Source organism: Pseudomonas sp. NPDC089392, assembly GCF_044749595.1.
GTDB lineage: Bacteria > Pseudomonadota > Gammaproteobacteria > Pseudomonadales > Pseudomonadaceae > Aquipseudomonas.
Genome location: NZ_JBIVIF010000005.1, coordinates 167,856 through 193,531, shown reverse-complemented (window position 1 = coordinate 193,531; position 25,676 = coordinate 167,856). Strand labels below are relative to the sequence as shown.

The window sequence follows — 25,676 nt, the reverse complement described above, 5'->3', positions numbered from 1 at the left end:
CGGCGATTGCGTCAGTACAGGCAGCACAGGGCCGCCTACTTTAGTAGCTGCTTTCTTCGATAACAAACGCCTTGCCCGCCGGCCTGTTACGCACCGCCGCCGGTGTACCATCCAGCACCAAAACGTAATCGTTCTGTTGCTCCATCCCGTCTGGGTCAGTCCATTGCCCGTCCCTGGCCGCTACCTGGGCAACCACATGCCCGTTCTTCAGAATCGTCAGGTAGCCATTGGCCTCGCTGTTCCAGCGTATCCGCCCTTTGTGCTCATCGGCCCGCGCCTTGCGCACGCCCGTATCACCCAGCAAAGGTGTGCCGTCCAGTAACCATTCCGGCTGCAATCTCAGGCCCATGTGGCGCAGCACCGTGGGTGCCACCGAGGTCTGCGCGGGAAGCCCGTACAGGTTGTTTGGTCCAGGCATTTCCGCAGGGATGCTCAGTTCAGTCAGCTCCTGATTCATCGGCTTGTTGCTGGCGATGAAGATGCTCTTTTCCTGTTCCGAAGCGCTGCCGTGGCCTTTTCCCCAATAGTCCCGGCCGTGGTCAGTGCTGACGATCACCAGCCAGTTTTCCAGCGGGAACATGCGGCGTCGCTGGTCAACCTTGTCCAGTAACCGCCCGATCTGGTTGTCGGCCTTGCGCAATGCCCGCTGATAGCGCTCGCCGTAACCCTGGTCATGGCCGACCTGGTCAGGTTCGTCCAGTTGAATGAAGGTGAAGTCAGCAGGTGTATTGCCAAGAATCTGCAGCGTACGCTCAATCACCTGCTCATCCGACAGACCACTTTCACGTACGTCGGCCCCATGGGCGTCTTCCAGCAAGAATGCGGTATTGATGGGGGACCAGCTGACGACACTGGAAAGGTAGGCATTGGGAAAGGCCAGGCGCAGCCGCTTGAACAGGCTGGGATACGCCGCGCTTACCCGCAGCGACTCTGCATCCGAGTCAACGCCGTGCTTGTTGCTCCACACGCCGGTCAACAAGGTGACCCAGCCGGGGCCGCTCAAAGTGGCTTGCTCGCTGGCTTTGCCATTTATGCCCCCCGCATAGGCCTTGCCGTAGTACAGCCGCTGTTTCAGGTTGGTGGCGTCGCCCAGTTGCAGGTAATGCTCCAACTGCACGCCGTCGAGGCCGATGAACAGGGCTTTAGGCCGGCTCGGGTGATGGGCCGGTTCACAACCCGGCAGCAGGGCCAGGAAAAGCAGTAGCAGCAGGCTCGCTAGTCGCATGTAAGTATGCCCTTGAATGTACGCTGCGAGCGTTGCAACAAAGCGATCTGCCTACAACTGGCAGAAATGACAGGTGGTTTGCGGCGTTGCCCGGCATCCATTAAGCTTTGCAAATTCATCGGATGATTGGTTGAGTAGCATGAGTATAGAGCTGACCAAGCGTTCCCTGGTCGAACTGGCGGTTGAGCGCATGCGCGAGCGCATCGTGCTAGGTGACTGGCAGGTTGGCCAGCGCCTGCCAACCGAGCCAGAACTGGCCCTGCAATTGGGCATCAGCCGCAACACCGTGCGCGAGGCCATGCGCGTGCTGGCTTTCAGTGGCCTGGTGGAAATTCGCCAGGGTGACGGCAGCTACCTGCGTACGGCCCAAGACCCGCTGCAGGCGGTGCAGGCGATGTCTCGTTGCACGGCCGAACAGGCCCGAGAAACGCGCCACATTCTTGAGACCGAGGCTATCGGCCTGGCCGCGCTGCGGCGTACCGATGCCGACCTGCAAGCGCTGCGTGATGCCCTGGCGGGCAGTGCCGGGCACTTTCACGGGGATGTCGATGCCTATGTGGCCTGCGACCTGGTGTTTCACCAGCGGCTGGTCGACGCCGCCCACAACCCGGCACTCAGCGAGCTGTACCGGTACTTTTCCGGTGTGGTGGCTGCCGCGCTGCAGCACAACATGGCGACCGTGCCACGCTGCCAGGCCACGTTCGACCTGCATGGGCAGATCCTCGACGCCATCGAGCAACACGACGCGGAGCGGGCCAAGTGCCTGAGCCGTACCCTTATCGAATCCTGACTCCGAGTAGGCCATGGCTGAATCCATCACCCGCAACACCCCTGCAAGCGAGAGGGACCTCGATGAGCTGCTGATCGACGCCGAAGCTGAGGACGAGCAGGTGCAGCAGCAGCCGGTGGTGCTGCGGCGGCCTTGGCTGCTATTGCTTGGCCTGGTGCTGGTGGCATTGAACCTGCGCCCGGCGCTGTCGAGCATGGCGCCGGTGCTGGGCCTGGTGTCTGAAGGCCTGGGGCTGAATGCCTCGCAGGCCGGCTTGCTGACCACCTTGCCGGTGCTGTGCCTGGGCCTGTTCGCCCCCCTGGCGCCGGTGCTGGCGCGGCGCTTCGGCAGCGAGCGGGTGATTCTCGGCATTCTTGTCACCCTGGCGCTGGGCATCGTGGTGCGCAGTACTTTCGGGGCGGCCGGTGTGTTCCTCGGCAGCCTGATGGCGGGGGCCAGCATCGGCATTATTGGCGTGCTATTGCCGGGGATCGTCAAGCGCGACTTCCCGCAGCACGCAGGCACGCTGACCGGCGTGTACACCATGGCGCTGTGCCTGGGCGCGGCCATGGCGGCGGGTGCCACCGTACCCCTGGCCCAGCATTTCGACGGCAGTTGGGCACTGGGTCTGGGCTTCTGGGTGCTACCGGCCTTGCTGGCCATGCTGGTATGGCTGCCGCAGGCCCGCCAGGGGCATGGCTTGCACAAGGTGGCCTATCGCGTGCGGGGCCTGTGGCGTGATCCGCTGGCCTGGCAGGTGACCTTGTACATGGGCCTGCAGTCGTCGCTGGCCTACATCGTGTTCGGCTGGTTGCCGTCAATCCTGATCGGCCGCGGCCTGAGCCCGACCGAGGCGGGGCTGGTGCTGTCGGGGTCGGTGATCGTGCAGCTGGTCAGCTCGCTCAGTGCGCCCTGGCTGGCCACTCGTGGCAAGGACCAGCGCCTGGCGATCGTGCTGGTCATGTTGATCACCTTGGCTGGCCTGTTCGGGTGCCTGTATGCGCCTGTGTCCGGGCTGTGGGGTTGGGCCGTAGTGCTGGGCCTGGGGCAGGGCGGTACGTTTGCCCTGGCGCTGACCTTGATCGTGCTGCGTTCCAAGGATGCCCATGTGGCGGCAAACCTGTCGAGCATGGCCCAGGGGGTGGGTTATACCTTGGCGTCGATGGGGCCGTTTGCGGTGGGGTTGGTGCATGACCTGACCGGGGGCTGGGCGGCGCTGGGGTGGATTTTTGCCGTGCTCGGGCTAGGTGCAATTGTGTTCGGGCTGGGTGCTGGGCGGGCTTTGCATGTGCAGGTGAGGAGCGAAAAAGTCTGAGGCATGTATTCGCAGTACTGGCCTCTTCGCGGGTAAACCCGCTTCTACAGAAATTCCGTAATCCCGAAGATTGTGGTTACTTTGTAGGAGCGGGTTTACCCGCGAAGAGGCCGGCACTGGCATAAGGCAACGGGGCAGATTATCGTGCTGCTTTCGACTCCAGGACGGACCAGCCCCATGAGCGATTCCAACCGCGACCTGATCACCCGCTTCTACCAAGCCTTCCAGCGCCTGGACGCCGAGGCCATGCTGGCCTGCTACAGCGACGATATCGTTTTCAGCGACCCGGTGTTCGGCACCTTGCGCGGCAGGGACGCAGGCGACATGTGGCGGATGCTCACCACCCGCGCCAAGAACTTTACCCTGACGTTCGACAGCGTCCGTGCCGACGAGCGCGGTGGCGGCGCGCACTGGGTGGCCACCTACCTGTTCAGCCAGACCGGCCGCGTGGTGGTCAACGACATCCAGGCGCGCTTTGTGATTCGCGATGGGCTGATCTGTCAGCACGACGACACCTTCGACCTGTGGCGCTGGTCGCGGCAGGCGCTGGGTGTGCCTGGTGTGTTGCTGGGCTGGTCGCCACTGCTGCAGAACAAGGTGCGCCAGCAGGCATTCAAGGGATTGCGCGCATATCAGCAGGCCCAAGGTGAGTGACGTCGTCGAAACTGTTGTTGGCAAACCCTGGTATGTGTACCTGGTGCGGGCGGCCAACGGCTCGTTGTACTGCGGTATCAGCGATGACCCGCAGCGGCGCTTTATGGCACATCAGAAAGGGCAGGGCGCGCGCTATTTCAAGACCAGCCCGGCGCAGGCGCTGGTGTATGTGGAGCAATGGCCGGACAAGGGCGAGGCATTGCGCCAGGAGCGGCTGGTGAAGCGGCTGCGCAAGTCGGCGAAGGAGGCGTTGGTGGCCTCTTATTGCGCATTGTCTTTGCCAACCTAGGGCCCCTGTGGGAGCGGGTTTACCCGCGAAGAATTCGACGCGGAGCATGGCACCGGCTTTGCCGGTGTTCGCGGCGGTTCGACGCCTCGATGAACCCGCTCCCACAGGGCTCTCGCAGCCCCCAGGGCCTCAGTCCTTGCGCCGCTTGAGCTGGTCCACCAGAGTGGTCGGCAGCCCTTTGATAATCAAAGTCCCTGCCTCTTCGTCATACTCCACCTTGTCCCCCAGCAGATGCGCCTCGAAGCTGATCGACAGCCCCTCGGCACGCCCGGTGAAGCGGCGGAACTGGTTGAGGGTGCGTTTGTCCGCGGGGATTTCCGGCGACAGGCCGTAGTCCTTGTTGCGGATATGGTCGTAGAACGCCTTGGGCCGGTCCTCGTCGATCAGGCTGGACAGCTCTTCCAGCGTCACTGGCTCGCCCAGCTTGGTCTGGGTAGTGGCGTACTCGACCAGGGTCTGGGTCTTCTCGCGGGCGGACTCTTCCGGCAGGTCTTCGCTCTCGACGAAGTCGCTGAAGGCCTTGAGCAGGGTACGGGTTTCACCCGGGCCGTCGACGCCTTCCTGGCAGCCGATAAAGTCACGGAAATAATCCGAGACCTTCTTGCCGTTCTTGCCCTTGATGAACGAAATGTACTGCTTGGAGTTCTGGTTGTTCTTCCACTCCGACAGGTTGATGCGCGCCGCCAGGTGCAGCTGGCCCAGGTCGAGATGGCGCGAAGGGGTCACGTCGAGCTCGGCATTCACCGCCACGCCTTCGCTGTGGTGCAGCAGGGCGATCGCCAGGTACTCGGTCATCCCTTGCTGGTAGTGGGCGAACAGGATGTGGCCACCGGTAGACAGGTTGGATTCTTCCATCAACTTTTGCAGGTGCTCCACGGCAGTGCGGCTGAAGGCGGTGAAGTCTTTTTCCGCATCCAGGTACTGCTTCAGCCAGCCGCTCAGCGGGTAGGCACCCGACTCACCGTGGAATAAGCCCCAGGCCTTGCCTTGCTTGGCGTTGTAGCTGTCATTGAGATCGGCCAGCAGGTTTTCGATGGCGTCGGAGGCTGCCAGTTCGGAGTCGCGGGCATGCAGCACGGCGGGGCTGCCATCGGGCTTTTTGTCGATCAGGTGAACGATGCAATGTCGGATTGGCATGGAATTCTCGGCGAGCTGCAAAAGTCGTCCAGTTTACCCCAGACCCAAGGTGATGCAGTGGCCGGATGTTGGCAGAAATGCCGGTTGTTCGTTTTTTGTTCAAATTTGTGCGTTTTAGGCTAAAACCCCCGAAAAACCTGCATTAAATCGAAGTGCGCAGCGGATATTTATCCGTTCCTGTGGTAGCTTTGCGCGGTCTTGCGCCCCTCGTGTGGCGCATTGCTGGCAGCGTGCTGTCGTCGTGTCGAACCAAACGCCGATTTACGTATCTACATACGCGATTGGCGCGGCCCTCCACTTCAGGGGCTGGCCCGATAACGTCGTAGTTCGCTGCATAACCATCGAATTTGATAGGGAAGGAACATCACCATGGCATTGACCAAAGACCAACTGATTGCCGACATCGCCGAATCGATCGCCGCGCCAAAAGCAACCGCCAAGAACGCTCTGGAGCAACTGGGCCAGATCGTTGCCGACCAACTGGAAAACGGCGCTGAAATCACTCTGCCAGGCATCGGCAAACTGAAAGTCTCCGAGCGTCCTGCCCGTACCGGCCGCAACCCTTCGACTGGCGCTGCCATCGAAATCGCTGCCAAGAAAGTCGTCAAGTTCGTTCCAGCCAAAGTGCTGACCGACGCCATCAACAAGTAATTGTTGAAGCTTTGACGAAACCGCGCCCGGCTTGCCCGGGCGCGGTTTTTTCATGCCTGTGATTTACGCCGGGCGTGCCAGGCCTGGCGCGCAGCGTCGTCCTGGAAGCTCCAGGCGACCATGCGGCTCTGTTTCTGCCCCTGGCCCATTTCGGCGATGCGCACGGCCTTGGCGCCGGCCTTCTTCAGTGCGGCCTCGATGCCCGGCAGGTTGCTGGCCTTGGACACCAGGCTGGTGAACCACAGTACCCGCTCGGCGTACTGCACGCTTTCGCCGACCAACTGGGTGACGAAGCGGATTTCGCCGCCCTCGCACCACAGTTCATTGTTCTGGCCACCGAAGTTGAGCACCGGCAGTTTGCGCTTGGGGTCCTGCTTGCCGAGGTTCTTCCATTTACGCTGGCTGCCACGGGTGGCTTCGTCGCGCGAGGCATGGAAGGGCGGGTTGCACAGGGTCAGGTCGAAACGTTCTTCGTCCTGCAACAGGCCGCTGAGGATGTGCGCACGGTTGGCTTGCTGGCGCAGGGTGATGGCTTTGCCCAGGCCGTTGGCCTGAACGATTGCCTTGGCCGAGGCCAGGGCCACCGGGTCGATGTCCGAGCCGAGGAAGCGCCAGCGGTAGTCACTGTGGCCCAGCAGCGGGTAGATGCAGTTGGCACCCACGCCAATGTCCAGCGCGCGTACCTGGGCGCCCTTGGGGATTTCACCGGCATTGTCGTCGGCCAGCAGGTCGGCGGCCACATGGATGTAGTCGGCGCGGCCGGGGATGGGCGGACACAGGTAGTCGGCGGGGATGTCCCAATGCTGGATGCCGTACTGGGCCTTGAGCAGGGCGCGGTTGAACACCCGCACGGCCTCGGGGTTGGCGAAGTCGATGCTGGGTTTGCCGTGGGGGTTGGTGATGGTGAAGCGCGCCAGGTCAGGGTGGGCCTTGATCAGGCTGGGGAAGTCGTAGCGACCCTGGTGGCGGTTGCGCGGGTGCAGGGTGGGTTTGTCGGTCATGGTCGGATCCGGTGTTTCAGGCCTTGGGGCTGCTTTGCAGCCCTATCGCGACACAAGGCCGCTCCTACAGGATAGCGGCGCCTGTCAAACCGGCGCCGTCCCTGTAGGAGCGGCCTTGTGTCGCGATAGGGCCGCAAAGCGGCCCCAGCGGTCTAGCAGATTGTTACAGCGCTGCAATCCGCGCATGCTGCTCGGTGAAGTTGGCCAGGGCCTGTTCGGACTCGGCCAGCTTGGCGCGTTCCTTCTCGATCACCGCAGGCGGTGCCTTGTCGACGAAGGCGGCGTTGGACAGCTTGCCACCCACGCGTGCCACTTCACCCTGCAGACGCTGGATTTCCTTGTTCAGGCGCGCCAGCTCGGCATCCTTGTCGATCAGGCCGGCCATTGGCACCAGCACTTGCAGGTCACCGACCAGGGCGGTGGCCGACAGCGGTGCTTCGTCGGCATCGCTCAGCACGGTGAACGACTCGACCTTGGCCAGCTTCTTCAGCAGGGCTTCGTTTTCCTGCAGGCGGCGTTGGTCGTCGGCGTTGGCGTTCTTCAGGAACAGCGGCAGCGGCTTGCCCGGGCCGATGTTCATTTCGGCGCGGATGTTGCGCAGGCCGACCATCAGCTCTTTCAGCCATTCGATGTCACCTTCGGCGGCGGCATCGATGCGCGTTTCATTGGCCACCGGCCACGGCTGCAGCATGATGGTCTTGCCTTCGATACCGGCCAGCGGTGCGATGCGCTGCCAGATTTCTTCGGTGATGAAAGGCATGAACGGGTGCGCCAGGCGCAGTGCCACTTCCAGCACGCGCACCAAGGTGCGGCGGGTACCGCGGGCGCGCTCGACCGGGGCGTTTTCGTCCCACAGTACCGGCTTGGACAGCTCCAGGTACCAGTCGCAGTACTGGTTCCAGATGAACTCGTACAGCGCCTGGCTGGCCAGGTCGAAGCGGAACTGCTCCAGCTGGCGGGTCACTTCGGCTTCGGTGCGCTGCAGCTGCGAAATGATCCAGCGGTCGGCCAGGGACAGCTCATAGGCTTCGCCGTTCTGGCCGCAGTCCTCGCCCTTGTCCAGCACGTAGCGAGCGGCGTTCCAGATCTTGTTGCAGAAGTTGCGGTAGCCTTCGACGCGGCCCATGTCGAACTTGATGTCGCGGCCGGTCGAGGCCAGCGAGCAGAAGGTGAAGCGCAGGGCGTCGGTGCCGTAGCTGGCGATACCTTCGGGGAACTCGGCCTTGGTCTGCTTGGCGATCTTCTCGGCAAGCTTGGGCTGCATCATGCCGCTGGTGCGTTTTTCCAGCAGAGCGTCGAGGGTGATGCCGTCGACGATGTCCAGCGGGTCCAGCACGTTGCCCTTGGACTTGGACATCTTCTGGCCCTGGCCGTCACGCACCAGGCCGTGCACATACACGGTCTTGAACGGTACCTGCGGGGTACCATCCTCGTTCTTGATCAGGTGCATGGTCAGCATGATCATGCGCGCAACCCAGAAGAAGATGATGTCGAAGCCAGTCACCAGTACGTCGGTGGAGTGGAACTTCTTGAGGAATTCGGTCTGCTCCGGCCAGCCCAGGGTGGAGAAGGTCCACAGGCCCGAACTGAACCAGGTGTCGAGCACGTCGTCGTCCTGGCGCAGGACCACGTCGGCGCCCAGCTTGTGCTTGGCGCGCACTTCTTCCTCGTTGCGGCCGACATAGACCTGGCCGGCCTCGTCGTACCACGCCGGGATGCGGTGGCCCCACCACAGCTGGCGGCTGATGCACCAGTCCTGGATGTCACGCATCCAGGAGAAGTACATGTTCTCGTACTGCTTGGGCACGAACTGGATGCGGCCATCTTCCACGGCTTCGATGGCAGGTTCTGCCAGCGGCTTGGTGGAGACGTACCACTGGTCGGTCAACCACGGCTCGATGACGGTGCCCGAACGGTCGCCTTTCGGCACTTTCAGGGCGTGGTCGTCGATGCTCACCAGCAGGCCCTGGGCGTCCAGGTCGGCAACGATCTGCTTGCGCGCGACGAAGCGGTCGAGGTTGGCGTACTGGGCCGGCAGTTGGGTGTCGATTTGCTCGTTGACGCTGCCGTCGAGGTTGAAGGCCTGGGCGCTGGCAAGCACGAAGGCGTTCTTGTCGAAGATGTTCAGCAGCGGCAGGTTGTGGCGCTTGCCGACTTCGTAGTCGTTGAAGTCGTGGGCCGGGGTGATCTTCACGCAGCCGGTACCGAACTCGGGGTCGCAGTAGTCGTCGGCGATGATCGGAATACGGCGGCCGACCAGTGGCAGTTCGACGAACTTGCCGATCAGTGCCTGGTAGCGTTCGTCGTTCGGGTTGACGGCAACGGCGGCGTCACCCAGCAGGGTTTCCGGACGGGTGGTGGCAACTACCAGGTAGTCCTTGCCTTCGGCGGTCTTGGCGCCGTCGGCCAGCGGGTAGCGCAGGTTCCACAGGTGGCCCTTCTCGTCGTGGTTTTCCACTTCGAGGTCGGAGATGGCCGTGTGCAGCTTGGTGTCCCAGTTGACCAGGCGCTTGCCGCGGTAGATCAGGCCGTCCTCGTGCAGGCGCACGAAAGCTTCCTTGACGGCTTCGGACAGGCCGTCGTCCATGGTGAAGCGCTCGCGGCTCCAGTCTACAGACGAGCCCAGGCGGCGGATCTGACGGCTGATGTTGCCGCCGGACTGGTCCTTCCATTCCCAGACCTTCTCCAGGAACTGTTCGCGGCCCAGGTCATGCCGGTTCTGGCCCTTGGCTTCGAGCTGGCGCTCGACCAGCATCTGGGTGGCGATACCGGCGTGGTCGGTACCTGGCTGCCACAGGGTGTCGCGGCCTTGCATGCGGCGGAAACGGATCAGGGCGTCCATGATCGCGTTGTTGAACCCGTGGCCCATGTGCAGGCTGCCGGTCACGTTCGGCGGCGGGATCATGATGGTGTAGGACTCGCCTGCACCTTGTGGGGCGAAATAGTTCTCGGACTCCCAGGTGTTGTACCAGGAAGTTTCGATGGCGTGCGGCTGGTAGGTCTTATCCATGCGCGGCGGGACCCTGTGCATTTATTCGGGAAAGCCGGGAAGTATAACCAAGCTGGGGGCCGCAGGCGACAAGCTGCTGCTATCTGGCAGGGCAGGGTTGGCCTCTTCGCGGGTAAATCGGATCGCCGCACCGCCGCTCCTACAGGATCACCACAGGCCTGCAGGCGGTGCTGCACCTGTGGGAGCGGGTTTACCCGCGAAGCAGGCGACACCGATGTGCGGTATTACTCGGAACGCTTGATCAACCGCTCGATCCGCGCATCCAGCCGGCGCTTGATCTCGTTCTCGATGTGCGGGGTGAAGTCGTTGATCACGTCCTGCATGATCATCTGCGCTGCCGCGCGCAGCTCGCTTTCCAGGTGCAGCAGGGTGTCCTGGCGGCGGGCCTGCGGGTTGTCCTCGGGCTCGGTGGCCAGCGGTTCGGTGGCAGGTGCCGGGTTGCCAGGCGCTTCTTCCAGCAACAACGGGATCTGCTCCACCGTCTCGGTCAGCAGCGGCGGTTGCAGGTCGGCATCGCCAAGCAGCTGGCGAATCGACTCGAGGTCATCAAGCAGATGGGCGGAGTCGGGCAGGGGTGAGTGCTTGTCCATCGTCGTCAAAGTCGCTGTAAGCGGTGGTCTTGCAGAGCATAGCCCTGTTCACGGTAGAAACGGAATCGTTCACGGGCCGATTGGCGAATGCCAGGCGCTTCGACGACGATTTCGGCCACCCGCTCGAACTGGCCGACGAACCCCGGCACGCTGGCGCCCAGGTTGATCAGCAAGTCGCGGTGCTGGCCAGCGCTGTCAGCCAGGCCCAATGCCACGTTGGCATCGGCATGCACCTCGGCCAGGTCGTGGGGCACGAAGGCCTCGCCCTTGAAGCGCCACAAGCGTTGGTCCAGTTCGCTGCGCTGTTCGGCATCCTGGCAGTGCAGATAGACCCGGTGCCCCAGGCGCCAGGCCTTTTCGCACAGTTTGCAGGCGAAATCGAGCCGCGCCGACAGCGAGTCGGTGGGCAGGATGTAGAAGTCGACTTTACTCATGGTCGGTAGCGCCGGCCGGTGGCGCGCAAGGCACCACCGGTTTCACGGCGTCAGGCGCCAGCGCGGTCCAGCAGGTACTGGGTCAGCAGGGGCACCGGGCGGCCAGTGGCGCCCTTGTCCTTGCCACCGCTGACCCAGGCGGTACCGGCGATGTCCATGTGCGCCCAGTTGTAGGCTTTGGCGAAGCGCGACAGGAAGCAGCCAGCGGTGATGGTGCCCGCCTTCGGCCCGCCGATGTTGCCCATGTCGGCGAACGGGCTGTCCAGTTGCTCCTGGTACTCGTCGAACAGCGGCAGCTGCCAGGCGCGGTCGTCGGCGCGCTTGCCGGCGTCGAGCAACTGGCCGACCAGGTCGTCGTTGTTGCCCATCAGGCCGGAGGTGTGGCTGCCCAGGGCAACGATGCAGGCGCCGGTCAGGGTGGCGATGTCGATGACGGCCTGTGGCTTGAAGCGCTCGGCGTAGGTCAGGGTGTCGCACAGCACCAGGCGGCCTTCGGCGTCGGTGTTGAGGATTTCGACGGTTTGCCCGCTCATGGTGGTGACGATGTCGCCCGGGCGGGTGGCGCCGCCGCTTGGCATGTTTTCGGCGCAGGCCAGCAGGCACACCAGGTTGATCGGCAGTTGCAGTTCCAGTACCGCCCGCAGGGTGCCGAACACGCTGGCGGCGCCGCACATGTCGTACTTCATCTCGTCCATGCCAGCGCCTGGCTTGAGGCTGATGCCGCCGGTGTCGAAGGTGATGCCCTTGCCCACCAGCACGAACGGCTTGTCAGCCTTCTTGCCGCCCTGGTAGTTGAGCACGATCAGGCGTGGCGGCTGGTCGCTGCCCTGGCCCACGGCGTAGAACGCGCCCATGCCCAGGTCCTTGATCTTCTTCTCGTCCAGTACTTCGACCTTCAGGCCCTTGTGTGCCTTGCCCAGGTCCTTGGCCTGTTCGGCCAGGAAGCTTGGGTGGCACAGGTTTGGCGGCAGGTTGCCAAGGTCGCGGGTGAACGCCATGCCGGTGGCGATGGCGCTGGCGTGCTTGACGGCGCGCTCGACCTCGGCCTGGCCCGCCTTGTCGGCCAGCAGGGTGACTTTCTTCAGGGCGCGCGGCTCGGCCTTCTGGCTCTTGAAGCGGTCGAACACGTATTCGCCATCGAGCAGGGTTTCGGCCAGCAGGCGGTACTTGCCGTAGTGGGCGTCGCGGTTGCTGACGGCGATATCGTCCAGGGCCAGCACCGCATCGGCACCGTTCAGGCCCTTGAGCACGCCGGCGACGCTGGCCACCAGTTTGCGCCAGGCGCGGTCGCCCAGGGCATCGTCCTTGCCGCTGCCCACCAGCAGTACGCGTTCGGCCTTCAGGCCTGGGAGGTTCTGCAGCAGCAGGGTCTGGCCCGGTTTACCGGCCAGGTCGCCGCGCTTGAGCACGGCGCTGATGGCACCTTCGCAGGCCTCGTCAACGGCCTTGGCAACGGCGCCGAGCTTGCGGTTTTCACCTACCGGAATGACCAGGGTGGCGGTTTTTACGGATGCAGCAGCTACGCTTTTTACAACCAGTTCCATGTCAGGATCCCCGAATGATCGATACGAATGGCGCTGTGTGTTCCAGCGCTCTGGACGGGCCTGGCCGCGTAGTCGCGCGCCAGCGGAAAAGCTGCCAGTTTGAGCCTGTGGCAAGCGTGCTGACAACCCCGTTATGCACCTTCATGCGCGGCCAAGTGACAGGGGAGGGTAATCACAGGATAATGCGCGCACTTTACATACAGGTTCGCCTTTGGCGAACCGGCATTGGTCTTGGATGTACTAAGTCATTGTTTGGCGCCATTGACTGGCAGTCCACCCTGACAACCCAGGAGTGTCTGGTTTGATCGTCTTTCGTTATTTGTCCCGCGAGGTCCTGGTGACCTTGAGCGCCGTCAGCGCCGTGCTGTTGGTGATCATCATGAGCGGGCGCTTCATCAAGTACCTGGCCCAGGCAGCGCAGGGCGTGCTCGACCCGAGCGTGCTGTTCCTGATCATGGGCTTCCGCCTGCCGGGCTTCCTGCAGTTGATCCTGCCTTTGGGGCTGTTCCTCGGCATCCTCCTGGCTTACGGGCGTTTGTACCTGGAAAGCGAAATGACCGTGCTGTCGGCCACCGGCATGAGCCAGCAGCGCCTGCTGGGCCTGACCATGGCGCCGGCCGCCCTGGTTGCCCTGCTGGTGGCCTGGTTGAGCCTGAGCCTGGCGCCGCTGGGCGTGGCCCAGGTGCAGCAGATCATCAGCCAGCAGGATGCCCTTACCGAGTTCGACACTCTGGTGCCGGGCCGCTTCCAGACCCTGCGCGATGGCTCGCGGGTGACCTACACCGAACAGCTGTCGGACGATCGCATCAACCTGGGCGGGGTGTTCATCTCCGAGAAACGCTTCAACCAGGACAAGACCAAGGACCGCGCCCCGTCGGTACTGGTCGCCGAAAAAGGCCACCAGGAAATCCAGGCCGACGGCAACCGCTACCTGGTGCTGGAAAACGGTTACCGTTACGACGGCAACCCGGGCCAGGCCGACTACCGCGCCATCAAGTACGATACCTACGGCGTGCTGCTGCCCAAGCCGGAAGTCAGCGAAGAAGTGACCGAGCGCGAAGCCATCCCCACCTCCGAGCTGATCGGCAAGGAGGGCCTGCGTGAGCGCGCCGAGCTGCAGTGGCGGCTGTCGCTGCCGATCCTGGTGTTCGTCGTCACCCTGCTGGCAGTGCCGCTGTCCCGGGTCAACCCGCGCCAGGGCCGCTTCCTCAAGCTGCTGCCGGCAATTCTTTTGTACATGGCCTACCTGACAATGCTGATTTCCGCACGCGGCGCCCTTGAGAAGGGCAAACTGCCGATCGCCCTGGGCATGTGGTGGGTCCACGGCCTGTTCCTGCTGATCGGCCTGGGCCTGATGTACTGGGAGCCGCTGCGCCTCAAGCGCGCCGCCCGTCGTGCGGAGGTGGCCCATGGGTAAGCTCGACCGCTACATCGGCCAGAGCGTGCTAATGGCCATCCTGGCCGTGCTGGGGATCATCCTCGGCCTGGCCTCGCTGTTCGCCTTCATCGACGAGATGAGCGACCTGAGCGACACCTACACGGTGATGGAGGCGGGCAACTTCGTCCTGCTGACCGCACCACGGCGCCTGTACGAAATGCTGCCAATGGCCGCGTTGATCGGCTGCCTGATCGGCCTGGGCAGCCTGGCCAGCAGCAGCGAGCTGACCATCATGCGCGCTGCCGGGGTTTCCATTGGCCGCATCGTCTGGGCGGTGATGAAACCGATGCTGGTGCTGATGCTGGTCGGCCTGCTGATTGGCGAATATGTGGCACCGGTAACCGAGAACAAGGCTCAGGCTGACCGTTCCCTGGCCCAGGGTGGTGGTGAGGCACAGAGCTCCAAGCGCGGCATGTGGCACCGCCAGGGCGAAGAGTTCGTGCACATCAACGCCGTGCAGCCCAATGGCCTGCTGCTGGGCGTGACCCGCTACCGCTTCGACAGCGAGCGCAAGATCGTTACCTCCAGCTTTGCCCGTCGTGCGCAGTACCAGGATGAACACTGGGTGCTCAGCGATGTGCGCACCACCTTCTTCCGTGGCGACCACACCGAAGTGGTGCAAGCGCCAGAGGAGCGCTGGGACGTATCGCTCACGCCGCAACTGCTCAATACCGTGATCCTGGCGCCGGAGTCGCTGTCGATTACCGGGTTGTGGGACTACATCCACTACCTGTCCGACCAGGGCCTGAACAATGCCCGTTACTGGTTGGCGTTCTGGACCAAGGTGCTGCAGCCAATGGTGACCGCCGCGCTGGTGCTGATGGCGATTTCCTTCATTTTCGGCCCGCTGCGCTCGGTAACCCTTGGCCAGCGTGTGTTCACCGGTGTGCTGGTGGGCTTTGTGTTCCGTATTGCCCAGGACCTGCTGGGGCCATCGAGCCAGGTGTTCGGCTTCCCGCCGTTGCTGGCGGTGGTGATCCCGGCTGGCATCTGTGCGCTGGCCGGTGTGTGGTTGTTGCGTAGGGCAGGTTGATGACCTGAGCTGCACAAAAAAGCCGACCTCAGGGTCGGTTTTTTATGGGTTTTACCTGTGCGGGCCTCTTCGCGGGTAAACCCGCTCCTACAGGTACAGCGCAACCATCAAGAGCGGCGCGCCCCTTGTAGGAGCGGGTTCACCCGCGAAGAGGCCGGTACAGGCAACACAAAGCCCCGGCCTATTTCTTCTGCTTCGGCACCCGCACCAACTGGCTTTCCGAATAAATGTCATGCCAACCGCGCTTGCGCTTGTCGACCAGCACCCAGAAAAACCCCAGCCCCAGGCACAGCCACGAAGCAATCGACACCACAAACCGCAGCAACGCCTGCCACAGGCTGATGGCCGAGCCATCGGCGTTCTGCACCCGCACGCCCCACACCTGCATACCCAGGGTTTGCCCGCCATGGGTCCAGAACTTGGCAAAGAAGCCAAACAAGGCAAACAGCAATACCGTCGACAACAGCGGGTCGCCATCCAGCGCGCCAGCCTCGGTCAGCTCACGCATGCGGGCTTCGCCGATGATCGCCATCTGGATCAGCTTGTAGGCGCCTGCGGTCACGATCAACAGCGCCGTGCACAGCAAAAAGTCATAGAACATCGCTGCCAGGCGGCGGCCCAGGCCGACCGGCGGAAAATCACCCTGGGGTGTGAGCAGAGGCTTGGACATGCAGGACGGCTCCGAAAGACGAAGGCGCTATTCTACGGGCAAAAAAAAACCCCTGCACTTGGCAGGGGCTTTTCTTGAAGTCGGGTTCGGCTTAGCCGAGAACCTGGACTTTGTCAGCCTGCAGGCCTTTTTGGCCCTGAACTGCTTCGAAGGTGACCTTCTGGCCTTCTTTCAGGCTCTTGAAGCCGTTGCCTTCGATAGCACGGAAATGCACGAACAGATCAGCACCGCTTTCTGGGGTGATGAAGCCGTAACCTTTTTCGTCATTGAACCACTTGACGGTACCGTTCTGACGCTCAGCCATTGTCTTATTTCCTATGAAGCTTAAATTTTGATGACAGTTACTTTCGCACTTTTTTGTAAGCGAAAGATTACTGGGCTGGGTTGCAGGAAAGTAAGAGACGTCGAACGGGTTGTAGCAAATCTCGGCTACTGGCCCAGGTCACGAACTGTTGCGACCCATGCAAACACAGTGCAGTGACTCTACGCCAACTCCCAAGAGAAAAACAAGCCCTTGGTCGTATGGAAAATTGGCCGTTTGCCGATAACCGACCGATTTGTCGGAAACGGCATGGCGCCTGGCCTGGCGCCATGTTCAAAAGTTATTGGACAGGTTCGAAAACGAATATGCCGAACCTGCCCGCAACCTTCACAAAGTGGCTTCAGCCACGGTAGTAACGCTGTGCCACGAAAGGCATTTTGCTGACTTTCAAGGCAACCTTCTTGCCCCGCACCACAGCAAACAATGCTGTGTCGATTGCAGCATGTTCACTATTGATATAACCCATTGCTACAGGTGCACCGAGTGTCGGGCCAAAACCGCCACTGCACACTTTTCCTACAGGTTTATCGTTTGCGTCGACAATTTCCGCGCCTTCGCGTACTGGCGTACGTTCCTGCGGCAACAGGCCGACACGTTTGCGCGCCACGCCATCGCGCTGGTGGGCGAAAATGGCCTCGGCGCCCGGGAAGCCGGCGGCACGTTCGCCATCGGCGCGGCGCACCTTGGAAATCGCCCACAGCAGGCTCGCTTCGATCGGGGTGGTCTCGGTGTTCATGTCGTGGCCGTACAGGCACAGGCCGGCTTCCAGGCGCAGCGAGTCGCGCGCACCCAGGCCGATCGGCTGCACTTCGGGCTCGGCCAGCAGGCGGCGGGCCAGGGCTTCGGCAGCGTGCACAGGTACCGAAATCTCGTAGCCGTCTTCGCCGGTGTAGCCCGAGCGGCTGACGAAGCAGTCTTCACCCAGCAGTTTCACCGGGCGGAACTGCATGAAGGTCATGCTGGCCACTTCCGGGGCCAGGCGCTCCAGCACCTTGACCGCTGCCGGGCCTTGCAGGGCCAGCAGGGCGCGTTGCTCGAACAGTGGTTGTACTTCGCAACGGCTGCCGATGTGCGCTTGCAAGTGGGCCAGGTCCTGGTCCTTGCAGGCGGCGTTCACCACCAGGAACAGGGTGTCGTCGCCCAGGTTGGCAACCATCAGGTCGTCGAGGATGCCGCCTTGTTCATTGGTGAACATGGCGTAGCGCTGCATGCCCACCGGCAGGTCGATGATGTCCACCGGCACCAGGCTTTCCAGGGCCTTGGCGGCATCGCTGCCACGCAAGGTGATCTGGCCCATGTGCGAGACATCGAACAGGCCGGCCTGCTCGCGGGTGTGCAGGTGCTCCTTGAGCACGCCCAGCGGGTACTGCACCGGCATGTCGTAGCCGGCGAACGGCACCATGCGCGCACCCAGTTCCAGGTGCAGGGCGTGCAGTGGGGTCTTGAGCAGTGTTTCGGACATCGGTGACTCCTTGCTGTTGTTATCGGGTCAACATTCGATGATGTTGACGGCCAGGCCGCCACGGGCGGTCTCTTTGTATTTGCTTTTCATATCGGCGCCGGTCTGGCGCATGGTGCGGATGACCTTGTCGAGCGACACGTAATGCTGCCCGTCGCCGCGCAAGGCCATGCGCACCGCGTTTATCGCCTTCACCGAGCCCATGGCGTTGCGCTCGATGCAAGGCACCTGGACCAACCCGCCGATCGGGTCGCAGGTCAGGCCCAGGTTGTGTTCCATGCCGATTTCGGCGGCGTTTTCCACCTGCTGCACGCTGCCGCCCATCACTTCGCACAGCGCCCCGGCAGCCATCGAGCAGGCCACGCCGACCTCGCCCTGGCAGCCCACTTCGGCGCCGGAAATGGAGGCGTTTTCCTTGTACAGGATGCCGATGGCCGCGGCAGTGAGCAGAAAGCGCACCACCCCGTCCTCGCTGGCGCCCGGTACGAAGCGCATGTAGTAGTGCAGTACCGCCGGGACGATGCCTGCCGCGCCGTTGGTGGGTGCGGTGACCACACGACCGCCGTTGGCGTTTTCCTCGTTCACTGCCAGGGCATAGAGGTTGACCCAGTCGAGCACCGATAGCGCATCGCGCAGGCTGGCCTCCGGGTGGCGGCTCAGCTGCCGGTGCAGGGCTGGCGCCCGGCGTTTGACCTTGAGTCCGCCCGGGAGGATGCCTTCATGCTGGCAGCCGGCTTCGACGCAGTCCTGCATCACTTGCCAGATGCGCAGCAGCCCTGCGCGGGTTTCGGCTTCCGGGCGCCAGGCCGCCTCGTTGGTCAGCATCACCTGGCTTATCGACAGGTTTTGCGTGGTGCAATGGCCGAGCAGTTCCTTGGCAGTCTTGAACGGGTAGGCCAGCACCGTGCTGTCCTCGACGATGCGGTCGTGGCCGGCGGCATCCTCGTCGACCACGAAGCCGCCGCCCACCGAGTAGTACTCGCGGCTGCGGATTTGCAGGCCGGCGTCATCGAAAGCGCGGAAGATCATGCCGTTGGGGTGGTAGTCCAGCGGCTTGCGGATCATCGCCAGGTGCTGCTTCTCGATGAACGCAATGCTGTGCTCGCCCAGCAGGTTCAGGCGGCCGCTGTCGCGGATGGCCTGCAGGCGGGCAGGGATGGTGTCGGTATCGATGATGTCTGGGTGTTCACCTTCAAGGCCCAGCAGCACGGCCTTGTCGCTGCCGTGGCCCTTGCCGGTGGCGCCCAGCGAGCCATACAGCTCGGCCTTGACGCTGGCGGTGCGGGTAAGCAGGCCATCACGGCGCAGCCCTTCGGCGAACCGCGCGGCGGCGCGCATCGGGCCGACCGTGTGCGAACTGGAGGGGCCGATGCCGATCTTGAACAGGTCGAAGACGCTGAGTGACATGGTGACCTCCAAACCGGCTCTTCAGGTTGGTGGGACCCTGTGGGAGCGGGTTTACCCGCGAATGCGGCGGCAACGCCACCATTGCATTCGCGGGTAAACCCGCTCCTACACAGAGCCCGCCACCCAAGGGTAGGTGGCGGGGGAGGGGCTATCAGGCGTCCTGATAGCTCTCGATCGACGGGCAGGCGCACACCAGGTTGCGGTCGCCGAACACGTTGTCGACCCGGCCGACCGGCGGCCAGTACTTGCCTTCCACCAGGCTCGGCAGCGGGTACACCGCCTGCTCGCGGCTGTAGCCGTGGGCCCATTCGCCAACCAGCTCGGCCGCGGTGTGCGGGGCGTTTTTCAGCGGGTTGTCGTCCTTGTCCAGGCTACCGTTCTCGACCGCGCGGATTTCTTCGCGGATCTGGATCATCGCGTCGCAGAAGCGGTCCAGTTCTTCCTTGGACTCGCTTTCGGTCGGTTCGATCATCAGCGTGCCAGCCACCGGGAAGGACATGGTCGGCGCGTGGAAACCGAAGTCGATCAGGCGCTTGGCCACGTCGTCGACGCTGATGCCGCTGGTGTCCTTCAGCGGGCGCAGGTCGAGGATGCACTCGTGGGCCACCAGGCCATTGCCGCCGGTATACAGAACAGGATAGTGCTCTTCCAGGCGACGGGCGATGTAGTTGGCGTTGAGGATCGCCATCTGCGAAGCACGCTTGAGGCCGGCACCGCCCATCATGCGGATGTACATCCAGGTAATCGGCAGGATGCTGGCGCTGCCGAACGGCGCGGCGCACACCGCACCTTCGGTGTTTTCCAGTTGCGCATGGCCTGGCAGGAACGGCGCCAGGTGCGACTTGACGCCAATCGGGCCGACGCCCGGGCCACCACCGCCGTGCGGGATGCAGAAGGTCTTGTGCAGGTTCAGGTGGGAAACGTCGCCGCCGAACTTGCCTGGGGCGCACAGGCCGACCATGGCGTTCATGTTGGCACCGTCGATGTACACCTGGCCGCCGTTGTCGTGGATGATCGCGCAGATTTCACCGATCGCTTCCTCGAACACGCCGTGGGTCGACGGGTAGGTGATCATGATCGCGGCCAGGCGCTCGCGGTGCTCGATGGCTTTGGCGCGCAGGTCGTCGACATCGACGTTGCCGCGGGCGTCACAGGCGGTGACTACCACGCGCATGCCGGCCATGTGCGCGGTGGCCGGGTTGGTGCCGTGCGCCGAAGACGGGATCAGGCAGATGTCGCGGTGGCCCTCGCCACGGCTGCGGTGATAGGCGCGGATGGCCAGCAGGCCTGCGTATTCGCCCTGGGAGCCGGCGTTGGGTTGCAGCGACACAGCGTCGTAGCCGGTGGCGGCGCACAGCATGGCTTCCAGCTCGGTGGTCATCTGCAGGTAGCCCTGGCTTTGTTCGGCCGGGGCAAACGGGTGCAGGTTGCCGAACTCGGCCCAGGTAACCGGGATCATTTCGCTGGCGGCGTTCAGCTTCATGGTGCACGAGCCCAGCGGGATCATGCTGCGGTCCAGCGCCAGGTCCTTGTCGGCCAGGCGGCGCAGGTAGCGCATCAGCTCGGTTTCGCTGTGGTAGCGGTTGAACACCGGGTGTTCAAGGATGGCCGACTGGCGCAGCAGGGCAGCAGGCAGCAGCGAACCGGTACTGGCGGCCAGGGCGGCGAAGTCAGGCTGGGCCTGGTCGCCAGCGAACAGCTGCCACAGCGCCTCGACGTCGGCCTGGCTGCTGGTTTCGTCCAGCGACAGGCCCAGGTGGGCGGCGTCGACCTGACGCAGGTTGATGCCTTGGCCGCGTGCCTTGTCATGCAGGCTGGCGGTGGCAGTGCCGGTGGCCAGGGTCAGGGTGTCGAAGGCGCTGGCGCCCACTACCTGTACGCCCAGCACTTTCAGGCCGGCAGCCAGGATCGCGGTCAGGGCATGGGTGCGCTCGGCAATGCGCTTGAGGCCGGCTGGGCCGTGGTATACGGCGAACATGCTGGCAATGTTGGCCAGCAGCACCTGGGCGGTGCAGATGTTGCTGGTGGCCTTTTCGCGGCGGATGTGCTGCTCGCGGGTTTGCATGGCCAGGCGCAGGGCGGTCTTGCCGAAGCGGTCGATCGACACGCCGACCAGGCGGCCCGGCATGTCGCGCTTGAACGCGTCACGGGTGGCGAAGTAGGCCGCGTGCGGGCCGCCAAAGCCCAGTGGCACGCCAAAGCGCTGGGCGCTGCCGATGGCCACGTCGGCATCGAACTCGCCCGGCGGGGTCAGCAGGGTCAGGGCCAGCAGGTCGGCGGCTACGGCGACCAGGGCGTTGGCGGCGTGGAAACGTTGTACCACGTCGCGGTAGTCGAATACGTCACCGTTGCTGGCTGGGTATTGCAGCAGGGCGCCGAAGAAGGCGCTGACATCGCCCAGCTCGCGCTCGTCGCCGACCACGATCTCGATACCCAGCGGCTCGGCACGGGTGCGCAGCACGTCGAGGGTTTGCGGGTGGCAATGTACCGAGGCGAAGAAGGCGTGGCTGGCCTTGTTCTTCGACAGGCGCTTGCAGAAGGTCATGGCCTCGGCGGCGGCGGTAGCTTCGTCGAGCAGCGAGGCGTTGGCGATCGGCAGGCCGGTCAGGTCGCTGATCAGGGTCTGGAAGTTCAGCAGTGCTTCCAGGCGGCCCTGGGAGATTTCTGGCTGATACGGGGTGTAGGCGGTATACCAGGCAGGGTTTTCCAGCAGGTTGCGCAGGATCGGTGCCGGGGTGTGGGTGTTGTAATAACCTTGGCCGATGTAGCTCTTGAACAGCTGGTTCTTGCCGGCGATGGCTTTGAGTGCGGCCAGTGCGTCAGCTTCACTCTGGCCGTCGTGCGAACCGAGCACGCTGGTGCCCTTGATGCTGTCGGGGATGACCGCATCGGTCATGGCTTCCAGCGAGTCGAAGCCGAGCGCGGCGAGCATGGCCTGCTCGTCAGCGGCGCGTGGGCCGATGTGGCGGGCGATGAATTCGTTGGCGGTGCCGAGGTTGATGGTCATGGCGGGGTTCCTCAGGCGTCGTCGTTGGCTTTGATCAGGCGGTCGTAAGCGTCCTGGTCGAGCAGGGCGCCGACGGCGCTGGCATCGGCAGGGATGAAGCGGAAGAACCAGCCTTCGCCCATCGGGTCTTCGTTGACCAGTTCCGGGCTGTCTTCAAGCTGGCCGTTGACCTCGACTACTTCGCCGGTCAGCGGCATGTATACGCCGCTTGCGGCCTTGACCGATTCGACGGTAGACGCTTCGCTGCCTTTCTCATACTGCTGCAACTCAGGGAGTTGCACGAAAACCACATCGCCAAGGGCGTTCTGGGCGAAGGCAGTGATGCCAACGGTAACGCTGCCATCGGCTTCGACGCGCAGCCATTCGTGATCTTCAGTGAAACGCAACTCGCTCATGGGGAATCCTCGGGAAGCAGGGCGTTGGGCGCGGTCGCTCCGCGCTCTTGGGGTTGAGATTCCCTTAGCAAAATTGCGGCCAATCTATAAAAAACTTTATAAATCAATGAGTTAATGATTTTTTGTAATCATTTGGTCATGGTTTTGGAATGAAAACGCTACAGCGGGAGGAAGAGGGAAAAGGGTTTGGGGATCAAACCCTTGCACAGACGCACTGGAATGGCTGTGTATTGATTTCGGTACGGTGTATTTAAATCAATACATGGTTGCCTGCTGCGGCTCATGTAGGAGCGGCCTTGTGTCGCGAAAGGGCTGCAGAGCAGACCCGGTTATTTGTGCATCTGCGCTGAAATCCTGGGGCTGCTTTGCAGCCCTTTCGCGACACAAGGCCGCTCCTACAAGGACCGTGCAGGTCGATCATGCGGCTTAATTTGTGGCAAACAACGGCAACGCCAGATACAGCTTGATCACGATGACATTGATGATGTCGATGAAAAACGCGCCCACCATCGGCACCACCAGGAAGGCGATGTGCGAAGCGCCGTAGCGCTGGGTCACCGCTTGCATGTTGGCGATCGCCGTCGGCGTTGCCCCCAGGCCGAAGCCACAGTGCCCGGCAGCCAGCACCGCCGCATCATAGTTACGGCCCATGACCCGGAAGGTCACGAAGATTGCAAACAGTGCCATGACCAGCGTTTGTGCGGCTAACAACACAAAGAACGGCAAGGCCAGTGCGGCCAGGTCCCACAGTTTGAGCGACATCAAGGCGATGGCCAGGAATAATGACAAACTGACATTGCCCAGTACCGAAACTTCCCGCTCGAACACATGATAAAAGCCGAACGCCGAGAGACCGTTGCGCAAAAGCACGCCCACGAACAACACACAAACGAACGTTGGCAGTTCGAATGCAGTACCTTTCAACAAGCCGTTAAGTAACGAGCCCACGAGCAAGCTGACAGCAATCAGTGCCAGTGTTTCTATAAATGAAAACGACGTGATCAGGCGCTCTTTGTCGGGTTGCTCGAAACCCTTGGGCAGTTGCGGTGCTTCTTCTTCAAGCCCGGGTGTTTTTACCCGCTTGATCAGCAGCCGTGCGACTGGGCCGCCAATCAGGCCACCGAGCACCAAGCCGAAGGTGGCAGAGGCCATCGCCAGTTCGGAGGCCGAAGCCAGGCCAAACTTCTCGGTGAAGGTTGCTCCCCATGCAGCGCCTGTGCCGTGGCCGCCGGACAAGGTGATAGAGCCGGCCAGCAGGCCCATCAGCGGGTCCAGCCCCAATGCCGTGGCCAGGCCGATACCCATGGCGTTCTGAACCAGCAGCAAGCCAGTCACCACCAGTAGGAACACGGTTACCACCCGCCCGCCTTTTTTCAGGCTGGCGAAGTCTGCACTCAAACCGATGGTGGCGAAGAATGCCAGCATCAGGGGTGATTGCAGCGAGGTATCGAACTGCACCTGCACATCGAAACTGCGCAATGCCAGAAGCGCCAACGCAACTACCAGTCCACCTGCGACAGGTTCCGGGATGTTATAGACGCGCAGGAAACCAATGCGGGCGACCAGACCGCGCCCAAGTAACAGTACTAAAGAGGCGGCTACAAGCGTCCCGTAAAAATCGAGTTCAAACATCAGGTGCTCTCGTTATATCCAATAGCGATCCACATCCCGCGATTGCGCGGGCACGTGGGGTGACAGTCAGGATTACACTGTCACCATTCTACGAGGCACAGATGGGAGCGTATCTGTCGAACACTTAGGAAAAGTCTGATGAACTTCCGGAATATGTCGACAAGTATCAGATTTTGCCCGGTATTCCATATTTGCGCAGGCGCTGGGCGATGGCGGTATGCGAAGTTTGCAGGCGCCCGGCCAGTTGTCGGGTCGAGGGGTAGCTGGCATACAACCGTTGCAACAGCTCGCGCTCGAAATCGCCCACGGCCTGTTCCAGGCTGGCCACTTCGCCATCCTGCCCGCGGGCCACCGAGGTGCCGGCAATGTCCAGGTCACCGATGTCCACCAGGTTGCCCTCGCAGATAGCCGCCGCGCGGAAAATCACGTTCTGCAGCTGGCGCACGTTGCCCGGCCAAGGGTTGGCCAGCAGCGCCGAATGGGTGGCCGGGGTCAGCCGGCAGGGTGGGCGCTGGATCTGCGTGCAGGCCTGCTGCATGAAGAAGTGCGCCAGCATCAGGATGTCCTGGCCGCGGTCGCGCAGTGGCGGTACTTGCAGGTTGAGCACGTTGAGGCGATAGAACAGGTCTTCGCGGAAACTGCCCTCGGCAACCATGCGCTCCAGGTCGCGGTGGGTGGCGCTGATGATGCGCACATCCACCTTTACCTCACGGTCACCACCCACCCGGCGGAAACTGCCATCGCTGAGAAAACGCAGTAGCTTGGCCTGCAGGTAAGGCGACATTTCACCGATTTCATCGAGGAACACCGTGCCCTGGTTGGCCAGCTCCATCAGCCCGGGCTTGCCACCCCGTTGCGCACCCGTAAAGGCGCCGGGGGCGTAACCGAACAGTTCGCTTTCGGCCAGGCTTTCTGGCAGCGCGGCGCAGTTGAGGGCCAGGAACGGTGCGCTGTGACGGCTGCTGATGGCATGGCAGGCGCGGGCTACCAGCTCTTTGCCGGTGCCGGTTTCGCCATGCACCAGCAGTGGTGCATCGAGCGTGGCCACGCGCAGGGCACGGGCCTTGAGGGTACGGATGGTCGGCGACTCGCCAAGCAAGGCATCGAAGCCTTCGGCATGGTCGTGGTGCAGCGCCGACAGGCGTTCGCCCATGCGCGTTGGCGGGTACAGCGTCAGCAGGCCGCCGGCGTTGGTGATAGGCATGGCGTCCAGCAGCAGGCTCTGGCCGTTCAACTGCATCTCGCGCATGGGCAGGTGGAAGTTGTTGTCCAGCAGGGCCTGTAGCAGTGCCGGGTCGCCGAACAGCTCATCCACCGAGCGCCCGGCGGATTCGCGGCCGCACAGGGCTATCAGCGCCGGGTTGGCCAGCAGCACCTTGCCAGCACTGTCCACGGCCAGCACCGGGTCGCTCATGGCGGCCAGCAGGGCATCGAGCTGCAGGTGGCGGCGCTGGCCGGGGAGGATGTCGACCACGTCCACCGATTGCACGCCGCGCACTTCGAACAAGGCGTCGTGCAGTTCTTCAAGCACGGCGGGGCTGAGGGTGGGGGCGTCGATGTAGACGTTCGGCGGGACCATCTCCACGGCGTCCAGGTTGAGGTTGCGGGCACCTAGCAGGGCGAGGACTTCCTGGGTGATGCCGACGCGGTCGATGAAGCTGACGTGGATGCGCATGAGGGACGGTGAAAGTGGT

22 protein-coding genes are annotated in these 25,676 nt (G+C 63.0%); 7 read left to right on the top strand and 15 right to left on the bottom strand.

Features of this window, described 5'->3' with window-relative positions; all coding sequences use genetic code 11:
* Positions 1-40: 40 nt before the first annotated feature.
* Complete coding sequence (locus ACIP1G_RS07775; protein ID WP_400735222.1) at positions 41-1,225, bottom strand: alkaline phosphatase family protein; 1,185 nt, start codon at positions 1,223-1,225, stop codon at positions 41-43.
* Positions 1,226-1,364: 139 nt separating this feature from the next.
* Here ACIP1G_RS07775 and ACIP1G_RS07770 point away from each other — a divergent pair, with 139 nt between their 5' ends.
* The 4 genes from ACIP1G_RS07770 to ACIP1G_RS07755 all read left to right on the top strand — a co-directional run bounded on the left by ACIP1G_RS07770 (position 1,365) and on the right by ACIP1G_RS07755 (position 4,252).
* A complete protein-coding gene (locus ACIP1G_RS07770) occupies positions 1,365-2,015 on the top strand; it encodes a FadR/GntR family transcriptional regulator (protein WP_400735220.1) in 651 nt (216 codons plus the stop codon).
* A 13-nt stretch (positions 2,016-2,028) separates the two neighbouring features.
* A complete protein-coding gene (locus ACIP1G_RS07765) occupies positions 2,029-3,309 on the top strand; it encodes a CynX/NimT family MFS transporter (RefSeq protein WP_400735219.1) in 1,281 nt (426 codons plus the stop codon).
* Between the two features lie 177 nt (positions 3,310-3,486).
* The gene (locus ACIP1G_RS07760) at positions 3,487-3,963 is read left to right on the top strand and encodes a nuclear transport factor 2 family protein (protein ID WP_400735217.1); all 477 of its coding nucleotides are present in this window, start codon (positions 3,487-3,489) and stop codon (positions 3,961-3,963) included.
* Positions 3,956-4,252, top strand: a complete 297-nt coding sequence (locus tag ACIP1G_RS07755; RefSeq protein WP_400735215.1) for a GIY-YIG nuclease family protein — start codon at positions 3,956-3,958, stop codon at positions 4,250-4,252. Before ACIP1G_RS07760 ends, ACIP1G_RS07755 begins: the two co-directional genes overlap by 8 nt.
* Positions 4,253-4,381: 129 nt before the next feature.
* Here ACIP1G_RS07755 and yejK read toward each other — a convergent pair whose 3' ends face one another.
* Positions 4,382-5,389: a nucleoid-associated protein YejK gene (gene yejK / locus ACIP1G_RS07750; RefSeq protein ID WP_400735213.1), complete on the bottom strand. Its 1,008-nt coding sequence runs from the start codon at positions 5,387-5,389 to the stop codon at positions 4,382-4,384.
* A gap of 369 nt (positions 5,390-5,758) precedes the next feature.
* On the opposite strand from yejK, the gene ACIP1G_RS07745 reads away from it, so the two are divergent.
* The gene (locus ACIP1G_RS07745) at positions 5,759-6,040 is read left to right on the top strand and encodes an HU family DNA-binding protein (protein WP_003255106.1); all 282 of its coding nucleotides are present in this window, start codon (positions 5,759-5,761) and stop codon (positions 6,038-6,040) included.
* Positions 6,041-6,090: 50 nt separating this feature from the next.
* On the opposite strand, the gene rlmF is transcribed toward ACIP1G_RS07745, so the two are convergent.
* From rlmF to ACIP1G_RS07720, 5 genes are all read right to left on the bottom strand, one after another.
* Entirely contained in the window at positions 6,091-7,041 is a 951-nt protein-coding gene (gene rlmF, locus ACIP1G_RS07740) for a 23S rRNA (adenine(1618)-N(6))-methyltransferase RlmF (protein ID WP_400735211.1), read from the bottom strand.
* A 163-nt stretch (positions 7,042-7,204) separates the two neighbouring features.
* Positions 7,205-10,051, bottom strand: a complete 2,847-nt coding sequence (locus tag ACIP1G_RS07735) for a valine--tRNA ligase (protein WP_400735209.1) — start codon at positions 10,049-10,051, stop codon at positions 7,205-7,207.
* Positions 10,052-10,275: 224 nt separating this feature from the next.
* Positions 10,276-10,641 carry a DNA polymerase III subunit chi gene (locus tag ACIP1G_RS07730; RefSeq protein ID WP_400735207.1) on the bottom strand — a complete coding sequence of 122 codons (366 nt, stop codon included), beginning with the start codon at positions 10,639-10,641 and terminating at the stop codon, positions 10,276-10,278.
* A 5-nt stretch (positions 10,642-10,646) separates the two neighbouring features.
* Positions 10,647-11,075, bottom strand: a complete 429-nt coding sequence (locus ACIP1G_RS07725) for a DNA polymerase III subunit chi (protein ID WP_400735206.1) — start codon at positions 11,073-11,075, stop codon at positions 10,647-10,649.
* A gap of 50 nt (positions 11,076-11,125) precedes the next feature.
* Positions 11,126-12,619 (bottom strand): leucyl aminopeptidase, encoded by a 1,494-nt coding sequence (locus ACIP1G_RS07720; RefSeq protein WP_400735204.1) that lies wholly within the window; start codon positions 12,617-12,619, stop codon positions 11,126-11,128.
* A gap of 301 nt (positions 12,620-12,920) precedes the next feature.
* On the opposite strand from ACIP1G_RS07720, the gene lptF reads away from it, so the two are divergent.
* Entirely contained in the window at positions 12,921-14,036 is a 1,116-nt protein-coding gene (gene lptF / locus ACIP1G_RS07715) for an LPS export ABC transporter permease LptF (protein WP_400735202.1), read from the top strand.
* Positions 14,029-15,090 (top strand): LPS export ABC transporter permease LptG, encoded by a 1,062-nt coding sequence (gene lptG / locus ACIP1G_RS07710; RefSeq protein ID WP_400735200.1) that lies wholly within the window; start codon positions 14,029-14,031, stop codon positions 15,088-15,090. The genes lptF and lptG overlap by 8 nt, the downstream gene beginning before the upstream one ends.
* 181 nt (positions 15,091-15,271) lie before the next feature.
* Here lptG and ACIP1G_RS07705 read toward each other — a convergent pair whose 3' ends face one another.
* The 8 genes from ACIP1G_RS07705 to ACIP1G_RS07670 form a co-directional block, all read right to left on the bottom strand.
* Positions 15,272-15,760 (bottom strand): RDD family protein, encoded by a 489-nt coding sequence (locus ACIP1G_RS07705; protein WP_400735198.1) that lies wholly within the window; start codon positions 15,758-15,760, stop codon positions 15,272-15,274.
* Between the two features lie 91 nt (positions 15,761-15,851).
* Positions 15,852-16,064 carry a cold-shock protein gene (locus ACIP1G_RS07700; RefSeq protein ID WP_012316046.1) on the bottom strand — a complete coding sequence of 71 codons (213 nt, stop codon included), beginning with the start codon at positions 16,062-16,064 and terminating at the stop codon, positions 15,852-15,854.
* Positions 16,065-16,422: 358 nt separating this feature from the next.
* Positions 16,423-17,544, bottom strand: a complete 1,122-nt coding sequence (gene gcvT / locus ACIP1G_RS07695; protein ID WP_400735196.1) for a glycine cleavage system aminomethyltransferase GcvT — start codon at positions 17,542-17,544, stop codon at positions 16,423-16,425.
* Positions 17,545-17,571: 27 nt separating this feature from the next.
* Entirely contained in the window at positions 17,572-18,948 is a 1,377-nt protein-coding gene (locus ACIP1G_RS07690; protein WP_400735194.1) for an L-serine ammonia-lyase, read from the bottom strand.
* Between the two features lie 151 nt (positions 18,949-19,099).
* Entirely contained in the window at positions 19,100-21,955 is a 2,856-nt protein-coding gene (gcvP, locus tag ACIP1G_RS07685) for an aminomethyl-transferring glycine dehydrogenase (RefSeq protein WP_400735192.1), read from the bottom strand.
* 11 nt (positions 21,956-21,966) lie between these two features.
* A complete protein-coding gene (gene gcvH, locus ACIP1G_RS07680; RefSeq protein WP_400735190.1) occupies positions 21,967-22,350 on the bottom strand; it encodes a glycine cleavage system protein GcvH in 384 nt (127 codons plus the stop codon).
* A gap of 426 nt (positions 22,351-22,776) precedes the next feature.
* Positions 22,777-23,982, bottom strand: coding sequence for a sodium/glutamate symporter (gene gltS, locus ACIP1G_RS07675; protein WP_400735188.1), 1,206 nt, complete (start codon positions 23,980-23,982; stop codon positions 22,777-22,779).
* A 166-nt stretch (positions 23,983-24,148) separates the two neighbouring features.
* A complete protein-coding gene (locus ACIP1G_RS07670; RefSeq protein ID WP_400735187.1) occupies positions 24,149-25,657 on the bottom strand; it encodes a sigma-54-dependent transcriptional regulator in 1,509 nt (502 codons plus the stop codon).
* Positions 25,658-25,676: the final 19 nt, after the last annotated feature.

Bases quoted from the DNA above. Each gene is read 5' to 3' on its own strand.
- ACIP1G_RS07775 (WP_400735222.1), bottom strand. From the start codon at position 1,225: ATGCGACTAGCGAGCCTGCTGCTACTGCTTTTCCTGGCCCTGCTGCCG.
- ACIP1G_RS07770 (WP_400735220.1), top strand. From the start codon at position 1,365: ATGAGTATAGAGCTGACCAAGCGTTCCCTGGTCGAACTGGCGGTTGAG.
- ACIP1G_RS07765 (WP_400735219.1), top strand. From the start codon at position 2,029: ATGGCTGAATCCATCACCCGCAACACCCCTGCAAGCGAGAGGGACCTC.
- ACIP1G_RS07760 (WP_400735217.1), top strand. From the start codon at position 3,487: ATGAGCGATTCCAACCGCGACCTGATCACCCGCTTCTACCAAGCCTTC.
- yejK (WP_400735213.1), bottom strand. From the start codon at position 5,389: ATGCCAATCCGACATTGCATCGTTCACCTGATCGACAAAAAGCCCGAT.
- ACIP1G_RS07745 (WP_003255106.1), top strand. From the start codon at position 5,759: ATGGCATTGACCAAAGACCAACTGATTGCCGACATCGCCGAATCGATC.
- rlmF (WP_400735211.1), bottom strand. From the start codon at position 7,041: ATGACCGACAAACCCACCCTGCACCCGCGCAACCGCCACCAGGGTCGC.
- ACIP1G_RS07735 (WP_400735209.1), bottom strand. From the start codon at position 10,051: ATGGATAAGACCTACCAGCCGCACGCCATCGAAACTTCCTGGTACAAC.
- ACIP1G_RS07730 (WP_400735207.1), bottom strand. From the start codon at position 10,641: ATGGACAAGCACTCACCCCTGCCCGACTCCGCCCATCTGCTTGATGAC.
- ACIP1G_RS07725 (WP_400735206.1), bottom strand. From the start codon at position 11,075: ATGAGTAAAGTCGACTTCTACATCCTGCCCACCGACTCGCTGTCGGCG.
- ACIP1G_RS07720 (WP_400735204.1), bottom strand. From the start codon at position 12,619: ATGGAACTGGTTGTAAAAAGCGTAGCTGCTGCATCCGTAAAAACCGCC.
- lptG (WP_400735200.1), top strand. From the start codon at position 14,029: ATGGGTAAGCTCGACCGCTACATCGGCCAGAGCGTGCTAATGGCCATC.
- ACIP1G_RS07705 (WP_400735198.1), bottom strand. From the start codon at position 15,760: ATGTCCAAGCCTCTGCTCACACCCCAGGGTGATTTTCCGCCGGTCGGC.
- ACIP1G_RS07700 (WP_012316046.1), bottom strand. From the start codon at position 16,064: ATGGCTGAGCGTCAGAACGGTACCGTCAAGTGGTTCAATGACGAAAAA.
- gcvT (WP_400735196.1), bottom strand. From the start codon at position 17,544: ATGTCCGAAACACTGCTCAAGACCCCACTGCACGCCCTGCACCTGGAA.
- ACIP1G_RS07690 (WP_400735194.1), bottom strand. From the start codon at position 18,948: ATGTCACTCAGCGTCTTCGACCTGTTCAAGATCGGCATCGGCCCCTCC.
- gcvP (WP_400735192.1), bottom strand. From the start codon at position 21,955: ATGACCATCAACCTCGGCACCGCCAACGAATTCATCGCCCGCCACATC.
- gcvH (WP_400735190.1), bottom strand. From the start codon at position 22,350: ATGAGCGAGTTGCGTTTCACTGAAGATCACGAATGGCTGCGCGTCGAA.
- gltS (WP_400735188.1), bottom strand. From the start codon at position 23,982: ATGTTTGAACTCGATTTTTACGGGACGCTTGTAGCCGCCTCTTTAGTA.
- ACIP1G_RS07670 (WP_400735187.1), bottom strand. From the start codon at position 25,657: ATGCGCATCCACGTCAGCTTCATCGACCGCGTCGGCATCACCCAGGAA.